The sequence below is a fragment of the Xanthomonas cannabis genome (assembly GCF_040616535.1).
GTDB classification, from domain to species: domain Bacteria; phylum Pseudomonadota; class Gammaproteobacteria; order Xanthomonadales; family Xanthomonadaceae; genus Xanthomonas; species Xanthomonas cannabis.
Window position 1 is genome coordinate 310,841 of sequence record NZ_CP136580.1, and the last position, 17,558, is coordinate 328,398.

The following is a 17,558-nucleotide window of genomic DNA, read 5'->3' on the forward strand; positions in this document are numbered from 1 at the left end:
ACACAGGGCACGTGGCAACCTCGACCGCGACGCACACTCACGTAGCGGGGCGCGCCAGCAAATTCAGGTGATCGCGTGGCATCGATCACCTGACGGCTCAGCGCTCCGAGTCGCCGCTCTCGTCATAGCCGCGCGGCGTAAACAGATCCGGCTGGATCAGTTCGATGAAGGCGCGTGCCTGCGGCGACAGATACTTGCCCTTGCGCACCACCACGCCGTAGCTGCGGGTAGGGAAAAAATCCTTGAGCGAGCGCGTGGCCAGTTTGTCGCGATCGGCATCGGTGACGCAGATGGCGGTCACGATGGAAATGCCCATGCCCATCGCCACGTACTGCTTGATCACCTCCCAGCCGCCCACTTCCAGCGCCACGGTATAGGGCACCCGGGCCTGTTGAAAGATCAGGTCGACCAGGCGGTAGGTCACCTGCCGCCGCGGCGGCAGGATCAACGGATACGGCGACAGATCCTGCAACGACACCGTGGGCTTGTGCGCCAGGGGATGGTCGGGCGGGGTGATCAACAGCTGCTCGAAGCGGTACACCGGTGCGTAGTTGAGGTCGGCCGGCACGTCCAGCATCGAACCGACCGCCAGATCCACCGCATCCTCGCGCAGCAGGTCGGTGCCGTCGGCGCTGATCGCGTTGTGCAGGGTCAGCCGCACATCCGGATGACGCGCACGGAAGTTTTCCACGATGCGCGGCAGCAAGTACAGGATGGTGGAACTGTTGGCGGCGATGGTCAGCTCGCCCGCATCCAGCCCGCGCACCTTCTCGCGGAAGCTCGCCTCCAGCCCGTCCAGGCTTTCCACCAGCGGCAGCGCCATGTCGTACAGCAGTTGTCCCTCGCGGCTGGGCGCCAGCCGCCGCCCGGAGCGCTCGAACAAGGGCACCCCTAGGTCGCGTTCCAGTGCCTGCAGTTGCAGGGTCACCGCCGGCTGACTGACGTACAGCGCCTCAGCAGCCCGTGAGACCGAGCCCAGTCGCACGGTCTGGCAGAACGCCCGCAGCGGCTTGAGCCGATCGGATTTGTAGGAAAATCGCGGGGTTGGCGCCATATCGATGAGCGATCATCGCTAGATATAAGTCAAGCTTATTTACAGCATTGATAAAACTGCTTTGTCAAATAGTCCGTTGGCGCGCACGGTGCAGGTCCTGACGCACAAGGACCTCCCCATGTCTGCCACCGCTTTCGCTCCACGTTCTACCGACCGCGCCACGCCAGGTCTGTCGCTGACCACCCAGGTCGCCGGGCAGGCAGAACTGCTGCCGCCAGCGGCGCTGGCGCTGCTGGTCTCGCTGCACCGCGCGATCGAGCCCGGCCGTCAGCAGCGTCTGGCCCAGCGGCGCGCCCGCCAGGCCGCCTTCGACGCCGGCCAGCTGCCGGATTTCCGCGCCGACACCCGGGCCATCCGCGAGAGTGACTGGCGCGTTGCGCCGTTGCCGGCGGCATTGCAGGACCGCCGCGTCGAAATCACCGGCCCCACCGACCCGAAGATGGTCATCAACGCGCTCAACTCCGGCGCCAAGGTGTTCATGGCCGACTTCGAGGACTCCACCGCACCGACCTGGCGCAACCTGCTCGCCGGCCAGCGCACCCTAGCGGCCGCCGTGCGCGGCGATCTCAGCTTCCAGGCCCCCAGCGGCAAGCACTACGCACTGCGCCCGGAAGCCGAACGAGCGGTGCTGATCGTGCGCCCGCGCGGCTGGCACCTGGACGAAAAGCATGTCCACATCGACGGGCAGCCGCTGGCCGGCGGCCTGTTCGATGCGGCCCTGTTCGCCTTCCACAACGGCCGCGCGCTGCTGGCCAGGGACCGCGGCCCGTATCTGTATCTGCCCAAGCTGCAGGGCATGGAAGAAGCCGCACTGTGGGAAACGGCGCTGTCGCATATCGAAGCGATGCTGGGCCTGCCGCATGGGCAGATCAAGGTGACCGTGCTGATCGAAACGCTGCCGGCGGTGTTCGAGATGGACGAGATTCTGCACGCACTGCGCGAGCGCATCGTGGGCCTGAATTGCGGGCGCTGGGATTACATTTTTTCGTATCTGAAAACCTTCCGCGCGCACCGCGACCGCGTCCTGCCCGAACGCGGCCAGGTCACCATGACCCAGCCATTCTTGAAGGCGTATTCGGAGCTGTTGATCAAGACCTGCCATCGCCGCGGCGCGCATGCAATGGGCGGCATGGCCGCGCAGATCCCGATCAATCACGACGAAGCCGCCAACGAACAGGCCATGGCGCGTGTGCGTGCCGACAAGCTGCGCGAAGTCAGCGCCGGCCACGACGGCACCTGGGTGGCGCATCCGGCGCTGATCCCGGTGGCGATGAAACTGTTCGACGAGCACATGCCCACCGCGCATCAGCAGCATGTGCTGCGTAACGACGTGCAGGTGACGCGCGACATGCTGATCGCCCCGTCCCCGGGCACCATCACCCGCGCCGGTTTCGAAGGCAATGTCGAAGTCTGCGTGCGTTATCTGGCTGCGTGGCTGGACGGCAATGGCTGTGTGCCGATCCACAACCTGATGGAAGATGCCGCCACCGCCGAAATCAGCCGCGCGCAACTGTGGCAGTGGCTGCATCACGGCCAGCATCTGGATGATGGCACCGCCATCGATCAGCACCTGCTGCAGGCCACCTTGCGTGCGCTGCCGGCCCGGTTGGGCGCTACCACCACGTTGCCTGGCGCCGCCCGCATCGATGAGGCGATCGCCTTGCTGCAGGAGCTGAGCGTTGCCGATGCACTGGCCGACTTCCTCACCGTGCCGGCGTACCGCCTGATCGATTGATCGCTGCCGCGGCACCGCACCGCGTATCGCCGCAGCTCCTGCCTCACCGCAGCACACCGCCCGTTGCGCGCCACCGCGCAACGACGGCCTTGCCTTGCCGCGTGCGCCGTCGGGCACGCCTCTTCCCTGTTCCATCCGTCGTCCCCCTCAGGAGAACGCAAGATGAGCACCACACTGCAAAGCGCCGAACAACTGCAGCAGGACTGGGCCAGCAATCCGCGCTGGACAGGCATCACCCGCAACTACACCGCCGCCGACGTGGTGCGCCTGCGCGGCACCGTGCATGTCGAGCACTCGCTGGCGCGGCTGGGCGCTGAAAAACTATGGACGTCCCTGCATGCCACCCCGTTCGTCAACGCGCTGGGCGCCTTGACCGGCAATCAGGCAATGCAGCAGGTCAAGGCGGGCCTGAAGGCGATCTACCTGAGCGGTTGGCAGGTGGCGGCCGATGCCAACCTGGCCGGGCAGATGTATCCGGATCAGTCGCTGTACCCGGCCGATTCGGTGCCGGCGGTGGTCAAGCGCATCAACAACACCTTGCTGCGTGCAGATCAGCTGCATCACGCCGAAGGCAACGATGACATCGACTTCCTGCAGCCGATCGTGGCCGATGCCGAAGCCGGTTTCGGCGGCGTGCTCAATGCCTTCGAACTGATGAAGGCGATGATCGAAGCCGGCGCCGCTGGCGTGCACTTCGAAGACCAGCTGGCCTCGGTCAAGAAGTGCGGCCACATGGGCGGCAAGGTGCTGGTGCCCACGCGTGAGGCGATCGAAAAGTTGAACGCCGCGCGCCTGGCCGCCGACGTGCTGGGCGTGCCGACGCTGCTGATCGCGCGCACCGATGCCGAAGCAGCCGACCTGCTCACCAGCGACGTGGACGCCAACGATCAGCCGTTCACCACCGGGCAGCGCACGGTCGAAGGTTTCTTCAAGACCCGCAACGGCCTGGACCAGGCGATCAGCCGCGGCCTGGCCTACGCGCCCTATGCCGATTTGATCTGGTGCGAAACCGGCAAGCCGGACCTGGCGTTTGCGCGCGCCTTCGCGCAAGCCATCCATGCCAAGTACCCGGGCAAGTTGCTGGCCTACAACTGCTCGCCCAGTTTCAATTGGAAGAAGCACCTGGACGATGCCACCATCGCCAGATTCCAGACCGAGCTGGCCAGCTACGGCTACAAGTTCCAGTTCATCACCCTGGCCGGGTTCCATGCGTTGAACCACAGCATGTTCCAGCTGGCGCACGGTTACGCCCGCAGGCAGATGAGTGCGTTTGTCGACTTGCAGCAGGCCGAATTCGAAGCGGCCGACCGGGGCTTCACCGCGGTCAAGCATCAGCGCGAAGTCGGCACGGGTTATTTCGACGCAGTGACGCAGGCGATTCAGCAGGGCCAGTCGTCCACCACCGCGCTGCGCGGCTCTACTGAAGAAGAACAGTTTCACGGCGACAAGGCCGCCTAGCCTGCAGCGGGCGGCCAGACATTCGCCACCCCGGGAGGGGGAGGGGCCCGGAAAACCGGGCCCCTTTTTTGACTGCAATACCCGTCATTTCGTCTCTTCGCCTGTGAGAAAGAGTGTGACCTGGTACTGAACAAAGGGGTCCTGTAGGATTTGTCCATGGGCTAACGTTGTAGGCCGGCCTAAGGAAACTGGATGACTTGCCACAACTCCACAGGCGCAGTCGAGCCGACGGGAAGCGTTGCCAAAACGCTTTCGGACGGGCTGCACGCGTCGATGACTGCCGAGGAACTTGCATTTTTCGCGCGTTTTGGCCGGCTGCGCGACCTTGCCGCGGGCCAGGCGCTGTTCGAGCGCGGCGCGATCGGCACGCAGATGTTCATCGTGGTCAGTGGCCAGATCGACTTGGATTTCGGCGAAGACCTGATGCTGAAGCATCTGGGCCCGGGCGAGTTTTTTGGCGAGCTCGGCCTGCTGATAGGCGACCATGCGCGTAGCGCGGGCGCCAGTGCGTCGATGGACAGCCGCCTGATCGAACTGGCACACGACGATTTCCAGCGCCTGGTCGACCACGACCCGTCGATGGTGGCGCACTTTCTGCGCCGTTCCATCGTGCGTGTGGTCAATAACGAGCAATTGCTGATCCGCCAGCTGCGCCGCCGCAACCATGACCTGGAAGCGGCGCTGGACAACCTCTACGTCACCTCGCACCAGCTCAACCATACTGAAGAGCTCAGCCGCACCGACGAGCTGACCGGGTTGCACAATCGCCGCGGCCTGGCGCTGTATCTGCAGGAGTGCCGCCGCGCCGGCAACGTGCCCGGCGTTGGCCTGATCCTGATCGATTGCGACCGCTTCAAGCGCATCAACGACGAATTCGGTCATCTGGCCGGCGACCGCGTGTTGCAGAACGTGGCGCACGCATTGCGGTCGGTCATCGCCGAAGGCGATCTGGCCTGCCGGCTCGGCGGCGACGAATTCTGCGTGCTGGTGGCGCAAGGCACGCGCGAGCTGGTGCACCACATCGGCGAATGCATCGTGCGCGCGGTGGAAGCGCGGCTGTGCAACGGACCGAGCGAACAAGGCTGCTCGGTCAGCGTCGGCTTGTGCATGATCGATGCGGATGCGGCCTGGAACGATTGGTACACCCTTGCCGACAGCGCCCTGTACGAAGCCAAACGGCAGGGCGGCAACGTGCTGGCCATGCACGATGCGATCGCATCGGCGATCTCGCCGCCGCCCGGTACCACGCCCGATTCGGGCCATCGTTAAGTCATGAGCGCCCGCAACGCACGCAAGGACGCGTCGTCGGAGGCTATCCAGGCACCACGTCTGCGCACCTTGCTGTTGACCGATCTCTGCGACTCGACCGCGCTGGTCGAACGCATCGGCGACAACGCCGCCGCCGCCCTGTTCCGCGAACACGACCGCCTGGTGGTCAAGCTGCAGCAGCACTGGCGCGGCCGCCTGATCGATCGTTCCGACGGGCTGTTGTTGTTGTTCGATCGCCCTATCGACGGCCTGGGCTTCGCGCTGGATTACGCGCGCGGGCTCAAGGCCATGAGCGATGCCCATGCCCAGCCGCTGTGCGCGCGGCAAGGGTTGCACGTGGGCGAGGTGCTGACCTGGCGCAACAGCGACGAGGCGGTGAGCATCGGCGCCAAACCGCTGGAGGTCGAAGGCCTGGCCAAACCGACTGCCGCACGCCTGATGTCGATGGCACGCCCGGGACAGATCCTGATCTCGGCAGTCGCCGAATCGCTCACCCACCGCGCTGCGCGCGAACTGGGTGACCGCGTCGAACGCATCCTGTGGAAATCCCACGGCCGCTGGCGCTTCAAAGGCGTCCCCACGCCGATGGAAATCTACGAAGTCGGCGAAATCGGCCTGACCCCGTTACGCGCCCCGAAGAACTCCACCAAAGCCTGGCGCGATGTCCCGCTATGGCGGCGGCCGGCGGCGTTGGTGGCAGAAGTCGGCGTTGTGCTGGCAGTAGGAATTGCGGTGTGGTTTTTCGTTCGCCCACAACCGGCCATTGCGTTTGCGAAACGCGACTGGGTGGTGGTAGGTGATTTGACCAATCTGACCGGTGACGGGCTGATGGATGGCTCGTTGGATCAAGCGTTTCGCATCAGTCTTGAGCAATCCCGTTACGTGAACGTGCTTGGCGACGATCGTGTGCTGAAAGCTCTGGAAATGATGCGTAAAGATCCAACGATAAATCGCCTGGATCGTGCAACCGCATCGGAAGTTGCAGTTCGTCTGGGAGTCAAAGCGGTATTGCTGCCATCTATCGCGTCGGTCGGGGGGCGGACACGCTTTGCGGTCGAGGTTGTAGAGCCACAGAGCCAGCAGACGTTGGCAGTCAGCACGGCCTTCGGCTCGGGATCGAGCGTACTGGCTGCCGTCGATCAGGTAGCTCAGGACTTGCGTGATCGCTTGGGCGAAGATGCGAAAAGCATCCAGCAACAAAGCCACCCGCTTCCTGAAGTGACAACGTCCAGCCTGGATGCGCTGCGCGCCTATGCTCTCGGGCAAAGACGATATGCTCGAGGGGATTATGAAAATGCGTTAGGTTTTTATCGCAAGGCAACCGATATCGATCCACAATTTGCGTTGGCTTGGCTTGGTCAGACCCGGGCGTACTTCGCCAAAGTTGACTACGCTAATGCATTGGCGGTCTTGGCCCGTGCGAAGGTATTGATTGCCAGACTTCCGGCCAGAGAAGCGATGTATGTGGAAAATTGGGACACTCAGATAGTCAATCCGCCTGCAGCTACCGATGGGTGGATCAGGATGGCAGAGCTGTACCCTGACTACGCTCCGGCTTCGCACAATGCGGCGATAGGGCTTTACGCGGCCAATCGCTTCAGTGACGCCTTGCCGTACGCCAAGCGAGTTGCAGACAGCAAGGTGGATCTTACGAGTATCGGTCTGGATCAGTATGGCCGGATCTTGTTGGCGCTTGGAGATTTTGAAACCGCCGACTACGTGCTCGGTAGGGCAGTCAAATCCGGATGGAGCGGTGCATTGCGACGCCAAGCATCGGTTGCTGCTGCAAAGAAAGACTTTGCCAAGGCATGGCAACTACTCGCTCGCGTGCCGGAGAGTAACTATCACGCGGACATCGAGCGCACGTCGGTCGCCCTCGATTCCAATGATGTCTTCACTGCCGTTGTGCGGTCAGAGTCAGGTCTAAGGAACGGCCCCGCTCAATCGGGTGCAGACCAACGGATCTACTATGTACCGGCTGCAACAGCAAAACTGATGAGTGGAAACGCGGCTGCCGCAATCTCTTACGCACGCCAGGGCGCTAAAGGGGCCCTGGACGCGTTAGACCATGAGAGCGCTGCCGATGCGATTGACGATATGGCGATTGCACTTGCAGCCGCCTTGGTCGCGCAGCAGGCAGGGGATCAAACGGTGGCGACAATGACGCTGAAGCGTTTGGAGACAGGTGGCCCAGCCAAGGACAATCGTCTCATCAGCGAACTGGAGGCGATCGTGCGCGCAGAAAGGCGACGCGTGACTGGCAAACCCCTAGAGGCTTTGTTGCTGCTTGAACCCTTTCTCGATACACAATCGCGCATTCAGACCCGTGCCGCTGCGATGCGAGCTGCAGCGGACGCTGGAAATCAATCAATGTCGCGCGAGCACGCATCGTGGCTACGCGCTCGCCGCGGGATGGCTTATGCGGAAGCTGAGTGCGGCTATTGTCTACAGCCACTGAACGTGGTCGCTGTCGATGCGGCTACGGATCAGTTTGATGGGTCATGATAGACACACGGCAACGATCAACGCATGCCCGAACATGTGAGGCGCGCGGTGACTTGGGTGGTGTTGTGAGGGCGATGAGACCTAGATATAACCTGCCGGAGCAATGCTGCTGCGCTTGCGAGCGCCCGACGTCCACGATGCAGCATCCGTGCCGCGACTCGCTTAGAGTTGACCACGCGAGGGCCGGCCTTGGCACTACACTGTTTCAGTCCGTGCTTGGATAGTAGCGCTTATTGCCTGTGTACCGATTCCATTGCCAAACAGGTGCTGGATAAAATTACCTGAGTGTCCTGGTGCCACCGAAACCGGCTTCGAGCATCGGAACAGTTTGACTTGTGCCACTGGTCAGCATTGCGTTGATTTCGTCGCGTGCAGCGGCAATGGTCCGCTTGTCTGCTAGTTCAACTGCACCGCAATCATTGACGAAATTCTTCAGGTCATCGGGATCTTCTGCGATATGCCCCGCCCGCGCCAGGGCTGCAATAGGGTTCTTTACAAATAGTTCTCTGAACGCATCGTCCTGAGACAGCAGCTGGACCAGGGCGTTGGCGACAGCTGGATCTAATTTCAACATTGGCATGACGCTTGAAGATCCGAAGAATGAAATCGGCTATCGGCCGAGCTCGCGCGGGCTTTAGCGCCAATGATGAAAAAACTTAAGTTGTACCTAAAACCGACGATAGTGTCTTGCGTACAGACACGCGCGAGGTATACGTGAGCAGGAGGAAGGGCGGATGCAGGTAAGGCGCTGTAGCGTGGTGATGCTGGAGCCTCGCGAGACTGTGGAATTCGAATTGCGAGCGCTTCTCACAGGTGGCAATGGATTGCGTCGCCAGATGGTGTGGTTCGCCTTAGCCCCTCATTTGGAAGAGGCGCTGAAGGTTACACCGTGTGAATTGAAATTGCTGGGCGTGCTTAGCCCAACCGAATGGGTCGACAGCGCATCGCTCGATGTGCACGTTTCAGTCATCCAAAGCCTGTTGAAGGCGGGTTTGGCGTTGGAGCGTGCCGACGAAACGAGTCCATCTGCTCTGCGTGATGCACGCTTACGTGCCGCGCACTGGCATCCACTTGGTGCCACTCTGCATGCCTTCACCCGCTGGGATGGCGTGGATGCTGTAAAAAATATGCGCGATTCCGGAACGGAAACAGCACTGCAGATGCGGGAGGTGCTCGGTATACCCCCGCCGGAGTTCACGGCTTTGGCCGAGGATGTGCAGCTTTTTGAGCTGCCACACTCCAGCGCTACGGAGTTTGACGTTTTGCTGAGCCGTCGCGTGACGTGTCGAAACTTTGATACTGCCCAGGCCCTGACCCTGGAGCAGTTTTCACATGTGATGCAGCGCGTGTTCGCAACCCAGGCCCAAATGCGCGTCGGCGCTGATCTGGTTTTTCTCAAGAAAAGTGTGCCTTCAGGCGGAGGCCTGCATCCAATTGATGCCTACGTTATCGTTCAGGATGTGGAGGGCGTCGATCCCGGGCTCTATCACTATCGATCAGACACACACGCGTTGGCCGCTGTTCCTGATGCAAAAAAGCTCACACGGGACTTCGTGATGGAATGTGTTGGTCAGCAACATTGGTTTGCCGACGCACATGTACTGATCGCCCTCGTCCCCCGTTTCGATCGCACCTTCTGGAAGTACCGTCAGCATGCAAAGGGATACCGGGTGGTAGCAATGGAGGCTGGGCATCTCTCTCAGACGCTCTATCTTGCCGCAACAGATCTCGGCTTGGGCGCTTTCATCACTGGTGCTATCAACGAGAAGCATTTGGAACGGGCTTTTTCGCTGGATCCTACCGTACAAGGCGTAATGGCCATTTGTGGTTTTGGCCTGCGTGGAAAGCGGATGGAAACCGCCGAGCTGGATCCGGAAGGCGTGATATGGCGACTTCCGGAGGTGGGAGCTCAACACTACCAAGACAATTGACGAAGATGTGGCGGCTTCGGTCGGCTTTTCCATCGAAGAAGATAGTCTCCGGGAGCCATCCTCTGCTCGGTGACTACGGGTGCGCTACTGACTTTTCAAGTGATGCAGCGATAGTCTTGCACGATGACGTCTGATGCCAATGCGTTACAAGGCTGCAAGAGCGACGTTTTAAAGACACATACGGCATCTTCTAATTGGTAAGTGTTACGAAGAAGGCCGGCGTAATCCTTGCCGGCCTCTTTCGGATCGGATGTCAGTGCAGCTTAGGTTTGCTGCACTCCTATAGCGTTGCGCCCTACTGCCGAATCGCCTGCGTATGTGTCTTCAACGCATCGGGCAGGCCGTTGATCTTGTCTGCTCCCTCCGGGACGGTGATGCTGGAGCCGTCGAAGTCTGCGCCGATCGGTTGCGCGCGGCCGCCCAGGCACTGGCTCAGGAAACCTTCGGTAACCGCGCTGAATGCCTTGATATTTTCTGGACGCTGGAAGCCGTGGCCTTCGTCGGGGAACAACACGTAGGTCACCGGAATGTTCTTGGCCTTCATCGCGTTGACGATCTGGTCGCTCTCGGCCTGCTTGACGCGCGGGTCGTTGGCGCCCTGGCCGATCAACAACGGCTTGCTGATCTTGTCGACATGCGTGAGCGGTGAGCGCTCGGTCAGCCATTGCTTGCCTGCGGTGGTAGCCGGGTCGCCCATGCGCTTGGTGAACTGCTTGTACTGGCCTGCCCAATACGGCGGTATGGTGCCGAGCAGCGTGTTGAGGTTGACGGGACCGACCAGATCCACACCGCATTTGAAGACATCGGGGGTGAAGGTCAGGCCAACCAGCGTGGCGTAGCCACCATAGCTGACCCCAAGGATGGCGACTTGGTCGGGCGTAGTCACACCCTGCTTGACCGCCCATTGCACGCCATCCAAAAGATCGTCGTGCATCTTAGCTGCCCATTCGCCATTACCGGCATTGATGAAGGCCTTGCCGAAGCCGGTGGAGCCGCGGAAATTGACCGAAAGCACTGCGTAGCCGCGATTGGCCATCCATTGCTGGAACCTGCCATAGCCGTAGCTGTCGCGTGCCCACGGGCCACCATGCACGAACAGCACCAGCGGTACCGGCTTGTCGGCCTTTCCGTCGTGATTGGCGTCGGCTTCAGCGGGCAGGGTGAGGTAGCTGACCAACTTGAGGCCGTCGCGTGCAGTCAGTTCCTGCGGCCACATCGGTACCAGCGGCTTGCCCTCCAGCGCAGGCCGTGCGGAGAACAGCTTGGTCAGCTTGCCGCCATCGGCGCGATCGTAGCGGTAGTAAGTCAGTGGCGTTTCTGCTGCCGAATAGCCGACGATCCAGATGCGGTCGTCGAGCGTACGTGCGGCAACGCTGGCATCGCCTGCGCCCAGGGATTTGAGTTTCTGCAGGTCTGCCGCAATGCCGGTATCCAACGCCTTCCACTCTTCGCGCAGGTAGTCGGTCGATACCGCCTGCACCACGCCGGTCCTGGGGTCGTTCAAGGTGGCACCGACGTCGGCGCGCGGGCTTTCGAACAACAGTGTGCGTGCGTTGCTGGCGGTGTCGATGGCGTACAGGGCGGCGGTATCGCGATTGCGCGAATCCTGCATGTAGAGCGTCTTGCCGTCGTCGGTCAGCCCGTCGGGCAAGGTGTTGGTGACATCTTCGAATGGAATGCGGTCCACAGGCTTCCAGCCCTTGCCATCGGGCACCAGCAGTTCCCGGCCGGCGTCGTCGGTGGCACGCGTGGCGTAACGCAGCTGGAAGTTTCCATCCAGCAGATAGGAGTCCAGGCTGTCGGTGTTCTTCTGCACCAGGGTGCGCTTGCCCGAGGCCAGCTCCACCCGGTACAGGTCGTGCCACTTGGCGTCGCGGTCGTTCATGCCGACCATGATGGTGTCCGGATGCTGCGCGCTGACGCGGTACACCTCGGCATTGGTCTTCTTGAACGGGGTCAGGTCCTTGCTGCTGCCATCGGTCAGGTTGACCGAGAACAGATGGAAGTCTTCATCGCCGCCGGTGTCGCGCAGATACAGCAGCGTGTTGGATTGGTAGGTCCAGAAATAGGAGCGGATGCCGCGCGCAGTGTCCTTGGTGATGGCGCGCGCCTGGTCCGGTGCATCCACTGGCGCCACCCAGACATTGAGTACGCCATCCAGCGGTGCGACCCAACTGAGATACTTGCCGTCCGGGCTGATGCTGACATTGGCGCGCTCGGGATTGCCGAACAGCGCCTCGCGGGTGATCAGTTCAGGGGGCGCCGTGGGCGCTGCCGCTGCGGCGGATGCTGGCGGCGTGGCCTTGTCGGGTGCGGGAGCGGTCTTGTCGCTGCAGGCAGACAGCGCCAGCAGCATGCTGGAAGCAAGGAGCAAACGTTGCATGAAGCCTCCGGTGGGTAGACGGCCAGTGCGGCCGAGTGCCCACGCTAGGGGCAGCGCCTGCGCCAGCGGACGTGCCGTTGGTCACGCGCCCATGCGGCACTACGCAGATGCGGACACAAATTCCACCAGGGCGACACCGTCGGCCACCAGATCGCCCTCGGCCACCAGGTAGGCCTTGACCATGCCGTCGCCGGGCGCGTGCAGGGTGTGCTCCATCTTCATCGCTTCCAGCACCACCAGCGCCTGCCCGCGGGTGACCGGCTGGCCCACCGCCGCCGCCAGCGACACGATGCGCCCGGGCATCGGTGCCGTCAGGCCGCCGGCCTCGTGCGCGGGCTGGTCCGCATTCTCCAGCGCATCGTGGTGGCGGAACATCGCGCGCTGCGTGGAGCCGATCACGGTCACCGTATTGCCGTCGCGCAGAAGCTGCGCACGCCACTGCCGGCCATCCATGTCCACGCGTACGTCATGGTCGTGGGAGTGGTGGCGCAGGCGATGCGTCTGGCCGGCATGAGTGACCTGCCAGCCATCGGTGAGCCGACGCACGCCCAGCGTGCGATGTTCGCCCGCTGCCTCCAGCTGCACGCTGCGCGCCGCATGTGCGCCGATTCGCCAGCCGTCGGCGGTCTGCCACGGCGAGAACGGATCGGCAGGATCCGGCGCAGGCTGCAGCGCTGCCTCGGCGATCGTGACCGCAGCCAGGCACCACCAGGCATTCTCGGGGACGGTGGCGTCGGCAAACAGCGCAGCGTGTTCGCGCTCGATCAGCCCGGTATCCAGATCGGCCGATGCGAACGCGTGGGTGCGGATCAGGCGTGCCAGAAATGCGCTATTGGTGGTGACGCCTACCGCATGAACCTGTGCCAGCGCAGCCTGCATGCGTGCCAGTGCCGCAGGGCGGTCGACATCCCAGACGATGAGCTTGGCGATCATCGGGTCGTAGTAGGGGCTGATGCTGTCGCCTTGCTCCACGCCCGCATCGATGCGCACGTGCGCGCTGGTGGCAGGCAACTGCAGCTGGCGCAAGGTGCCCGTGGAGGGCAGGAAGCCGCGCTCGGCATCTTCGGCATACAGGCGCGCTTCCAGCGCATGCCCGTGGATGCGCAACTCGTGCTGGCGGCGCGGCAGCGGTGCGCCTGCGGCAACCTGCAATTGCCACTCGACCAGATCGGTGCAGGTGATCAATTCCGTCACCGGGTGCTCCACCTGCAGCCGGGTGTTCATTTCCATGAAATAGAAATCGCCCTCCGGCCCGGCGATGAATTCCACCGTTCCCGCGCCCACGTAACCCACGGCGCGTGCGGCATCGACCGCTGCCTTGCCCATCGCTGCGCGGCGCTCCTCGGTCATGCCGGGCGCGGGCGCTTCTTCCAATACCTTCTGATGGCGGCGCTGTACCGAGCAGTCGCGCTCGAACAGGTACACCACCTCGCCATGGGTATCGCCGAAGACCTGGATCTCGATATGGCGCGGGCGCTCGACATATTTTTCCACCAGCACATGGGCATTGCCGAACGCCGACTGCGCTTCGCGCTGGCAGCTGGCCAATGCATCCTCGAATGCGGCGCTGGCATCGACCCGGCGCATGCCCTTGCCACCACCACCGGCGCTGGCCTTGATCAGCACCGGGTAGCCAATCGCATCGGCCTGCGCACGCAGGAACGCCGGTGCCTGTTCGTCGCCGTGGTAGCCCGGCGTCAGCGGCACGCCGGCGCGTTGCATCAATGCCTTGGCCGCGCTCTTGTCGCCCATCGCGCGGATCGCTGCAGCCGGGGGCCCGATGAACACGATGCCGGCCTGCGCGCAGGCGTCGGCAAAGACCGCGTTTTCCGAGAGGAATCCGTAGCCCGGGTGGATCGCCTGCGCACTGGTGAGGCGCGCTGCCTCCAGGATCGCCTCGCCACGCAGATAACTCTGCTGCGCAGGCGCCGGACCCAGATGCACCGCTTCATCGGCCAGGCGCACATGCCGCGCATCACGATCGGCATCCGAATACACGGCCACCGTGGCGATGCCGAGCGTGCGACAGGTGGCGATCACCCGGCAGGCGATCTCGCCGCGATTGGCGATCAGGATCTTGTCGAAGGGGCGTTGCGCTGCGGTGGCGACGGGGTCGTGCTGTGTCATCGGGTCGGTCTCTGCACATCGCCATCGTGGCGGTGGTCGCGCGCATGAGCGCAGGTGGATGTCGTGCTGCGCTCAGCCATTGCGATGTCTGTGTTCCAAGCTGCCGGCAGGGGTTGCGCTGTGTTTGACCGCAGCGCACGTAGACGCACACGATGGCACATGCAACGCTGGCCAACGGTCGTGCTCACATGCGGAACACGCCAAAGCGCGTGGGTTCGATCGGCGCGTTCAGGGCTGCCGACAAGCCCAGGCCCAGTACGCGCCGGGTATCGGCCGGGTCGATGATGCCGTCGTCCCACAGGCGTGCGCTGGCGTAGTAGGGGTGGCCTTGCTGTTCGAACTGCGCGCGGATCGGCGCCTTGAACGCGTCTTCTTCTTCGCCCGACCATGTCCCGCCCTTGGCCTCGATGCCGTCGCGGCGCACCGTCGCCAACACGCTGGCGGCCTGCTCGCCGCCCATGACGCCAATGCGCGCGTTCGGCCACATCCACAGAAAGTTCGGCGAATACGCGCGGCCGCACATGCCGTAGTTTCCGGCACCGAACGAGCCGCCGATCACCACGGTGAACTTGGGTACCTTGGCGCAGGCCACCGCCATCACCAGCTTGGCGCCGTCCTTGGCGATGCCACCGTGTTCGTACTTGCGCCCGACCATGAAGCCGGTGATGTTCTGCAGGAACACCAGCGGAATGCCGCGTTGTGTGCACAGCTCGATGAAGTGCGCGCCCTTGAGCGCGGACTCGGAAAACAGGATGCCGTTGTTGGCGATGATGCCCACCGGGTAGCCATGCAGATGCGCAAAGCCGGTCACCAGGGTGCTGCCATAGCGCGGCTTGAATTCGTCCAGGCGTGAGTCGTCGACGATGCGTGCGATCACGTCGCGCACGTCGAACGGCTTGCGCGTGTCGGCAGGAATCACGCCATACAGCTCGTCGGCGGCATACCGCGGCGGCACCGGCGTTTGCAGTGCCAGGGAAGCAGGCGGTTTGCGCCAGTTGAGCTGCGCGATGATGGCGCGGACGCGTGCCAGTGCCTGCAGATCGTTGTCGGCAAAATGATCGGCCACCCCGGAGATGCGCGTATGCACATCGGCACCACCAAGCGCTTCGGCAGTGACTTCTTCGCCGGTGGCCGCTTTCACCAACGGCGGGCCGCCGAGAAAGATGGTGCCCTGCTCGCGCACGATCACCGTCTCATCGCTCATTGCCGGCACGTACGCACCGCCGGCCGTACAGGAGCCCATCACGCAGGCGATCTGCGGAATGCCGTGGGCCGACAGGTTGGCCTGGTTGTAGAAGATGCGCCCGAAGTGGTCGCGATCGGGGAATACTTCATCCTGCAGCGGCAAGAACGCGCCGCCGGAATCGACCAGATAGATGCATGGCAAGCGGTTCTGCTGCGCGATGTCCTGCGCGCGCAGATGCTTCTTCACCGTCATCGGGTAGTAGGTGCCGCCCTTGACGGTGGCATCGTTGGCCACGATCACGCATTCAACGCCAGACACGCGGCCGATACCGGCCACCACGCCGGCACACGGCACCTGGTCGTCGTACATGCCGTGCGCGGCGAGCGGTGCGATCTCCAGCAGGGCGCTGCCCGGATCCAGCAGCGCATCGATCCGGTCGCGTACCAGCAGCTTGCCCCGTGCGGTGTGCTTTGCCCGCGCCGCCTCGTTGCCGCCAAGCGCGGTCTGCGCCAGGGTGCGGCGCAAATCATCGACCACCACGCGCGTTGCCGCCGCGTTGGCCTGGAAACTCTCGCCACTGATCTGCAGCTGGCTGGTGATCACGCTCATGAGGGCTCCGTCAGGCGGTGCGTTCGAACAGTTCGCGGCCGATCAGCATGCGCCGGATCTCCGAGGTCCCCGCGCCAATCTCGTACAACTTGGCGTCGCGCCACAAGCGTCCGGTGGGGTAGTCGTTGATGTAGCCATTGCCGCCCAGCACCTGGATCGCCTGGCCGGTCAGCCAGGTGGCCTTCTCGGCGGCATACAGGATGGCGCCGGCCGCGTCCTGGCGCGTGGTGCGCCCGGCATCGCAAGCACGTGCCACCGCATAGACATACGCGCGGCAGGCATTGAGCCCGACGTACATGTCGGCCAGCTTGGCCCGCATCAACTGGAAGGTGCCGATCGGCTCGCCAAACTGCTTACGCTCATGCACGTAGGGCAGCACCACGTCCATCGCCGCCGCCATGAGGCCCAGTGGGCCACCGGCCAACACAACGCGTTCGAAATCCAGCCCGGACATCAGCACGCGTACGCCACCGTTGAGGGTGCCGAGCACGTTCTCGGCCGGCACTTCGCAATCGGTGAACACCAGCTCGCAGGTGTTGGAGCCGCGCATGCCCAGCTTGTCGAGCTTCTGCGCGGTGGAAAAGCCCGGCATGCCCTTTTCGACGATGAAGGCGGTGATGCCGCGCGCGCCGGCGTCCGGGTCGGTCTTGGCGTAGACCACCAGCACGTCGGCGTCGGGACCGTTGGTGATCCACATCTTGCTGCCGTTGAGCACGTAGCGGTCGCCGCGCGCGTCCGCTCGCAGCTTCATCGACACCACGTCCGAGCCGGAGCCGGCCTCGCTCATCGCCAGCGCGCCCACATGCTCGCCCGTGCACAGCTTGGGCAGATAACGCTGCTTCTGCCCGGGCGTTGCGTTCTTGCGCAGCTGGTTGAGGCACAGGTTGGAATGCGCGCCGTACGACAGGCCGATGGCCCCCCCGGCCCGCGAGATCTCTTCCATCGCCACCACATGCGCCAGGTAGCCCATGCCGCTGCCGCCGTATTCTTCTTCCACAGTCAGCCCCAGCAGGCCTTGCTCACCGAACAGGCGCCACAGTTGCGACGGAAAGACATTGTCGTGATCGGCCGCCGCGGCGAGCGGGGCGATATGGTGGCTGGCGAACGCCGCAACGCTTTCGCGCAGCAGATCGATCTCTTCGCCAAGCTCGAAATTCAAGGACGGCACATGCATGGAGCAACTCCACAGGGATCGGGACGTGCCGGGTGGGGGCGGGCGGGCCGCGCGGCGTAAGCAGGCAGCCTAGCGGTCCCCGGCAAAAAAGTGAACTAAAATTCAACTATTGAACCCAGAATCACAC

Annotated in this window: 11 protein-coding genes; 5 read left to right on the forward strand and 6 right to left on the reverse strand. The window is 63.3% G+C overall.

Features of this window, described 5'->3' with window-relative positions:
• Window positions 1-97: 97 nt before the first annotated feature.
• Window positions 98-1,054: a LysR family transcriptional regulator gene (locus RZV17_RS01335; protein WP_039406770.1), complete on the reverse strand. Its 957-nt coding sequence runs from the start codon at window positions 1,052-1,054 to the stop codon at window positions 98-100.
• Window positions 1,055-1,172: 118 nt separating this feature from the next.
• On the opposite strand from RZV17_RS01335, the gene aceB reads away from it, so the two are divergent.
• The 4 genes from aceB (at window position 1,173) to RZV17_RS01355 (ending at window position 8,021) form a co-directional block, all read left to right on the forward strand.
• Window positions 1,173-2,789, forward strand: a complete 1,617-nt coding sequence (gene aceB, locus RZV17_RS01340; RefSeq protein WP_355606561.1) for a malate synthase A — start codon at window positions 1,173-1,175, stop codon at window positions 2,787-2,789.
• Between the two features lie 162 nt (window positions 2,790-2,951).
• Entirely contained in the window at window positions 2,952-4,247 is a 1,296-nt protein-coding gene (aceA, locus tag RZV17_RS01345; RefSeq protein WP_047694435.1) for an isocitrate lyase, read from the forward strand.
• A gap of 192 nt (window positions 4,248-4,439) precedes the next feature.
• Entirely contained in the window at window positions 4,440-5,516 is a 1,077-nt protein-coding gene (locus RZV17_RS01350) for a diguanylate cyclase (protein WP_039406762.1), read from the forward strand.
• Window positions 5,517-5,519: 3 nt separating this feature from the next.
• Window positions 5,520-8,021: a putative peptide modification system cyclase gene (locus RZV17_RS01355; protein ID WP_184368777.1), complete on the forward strand. Its 2,502-nt coding sequence runs from the start codon at window positions 5,520-5,522 to the stop codon at window positions 8,019-8,021.
• 277 nt (window positions 8,022-8,298) lie between these two features.
• Here the strand turns inward: RZV17_RS01355 and RZV17_RS01360 are convergent, their stop codons facing one another.
• On the reverse strand, window positions 8,299-8,595 hold the full coding sequence (locus RZV17_RS01360) for an NHLP-related RiPP peptide (RefSeq protein ID WP_355609093.1): 297 nt from the start codon (window positions 8,593-8,595) through the stop codon (window positions 8,299-8,301).
• Window positions 8,596-8,755: 160 nt separating this feature from the next.
• Here RZV17_RS01360 and RZV17_RS01365 point away from each other — a divergent pair, with 160 nt between their 5' ends.
• Entirely contained in the window at window positions 8,756-9,952 is a 1,197-nt protein-coding gene (locus RZV17_RS01365; RefSeq protein ID WP_184368780.1) for a putative peptide maturation dehydrogenase, read from the forward strand.
• A 295-nt stretch (window positions 9,953-10,247) separates the two neighbouring features.
• Here the strand turns inward: RZV17_RS01365 and RZV17_RS01370 are convergent, their stop codons facing one another.
• From RZV17_RS01370 to RZV17_RS01385, 4 genes are all read right to left on the reverse strand, one after another.
• Window positions 10,248-12,335, reverse strand: a complete 2,088-nt coding sequence (locus tag RZV17_RS01370) for a S9 family peptidase (RefSeq protein WP_355606567.1) — start codon at window positions 12,333-12,335, stop codon at window positions 10,248-10,250.
• A gap of 99 nt (window positions 12,336-12,434) precedes the next feature.
• Window positions 12,435-14,462: an acetyl/propionyl/methylcrotonyl-CoA carboxylase subunit alpha gene (locus RZV17_RS01375; protein WP_355606570.1), complete on the reverse strand. Its 2,028-nt coding sequence runs from the start codon at window positions 14,460-14,462 to the stop codon at window positions 12,435-12,437.
• A 184-nt stretch (window positions 14,463-14,646) separates the two neighbouring features.
• Complete coding sequence (locus RZV17_RS01380; RefSeq protein ID WP_355606573.1) at window positions 14,647-16,257, reverse strand: carboxyl transferase domain-containing protein; 1,611 nt, start codon at window positions 16,255-16,257, stop codon at window positions 14,647-14,649.
• 10 nt (window positions 16,258-16,267) lie between these two features.
• Complete coding sequence (locus RZV17_RS01385; RefSeq protein ID WP_355606577.1) at window positions 16,268-17,431, reverse strand: isovaleryl-CoA dehydrogenase; 1,164 nt, start codon at window positions 17,429-17,431, stop codon at window positions 16,268-16,270.
• Between the last annotated feature and the right edge of the window lie 127 nt (window positions 17,432-17,558).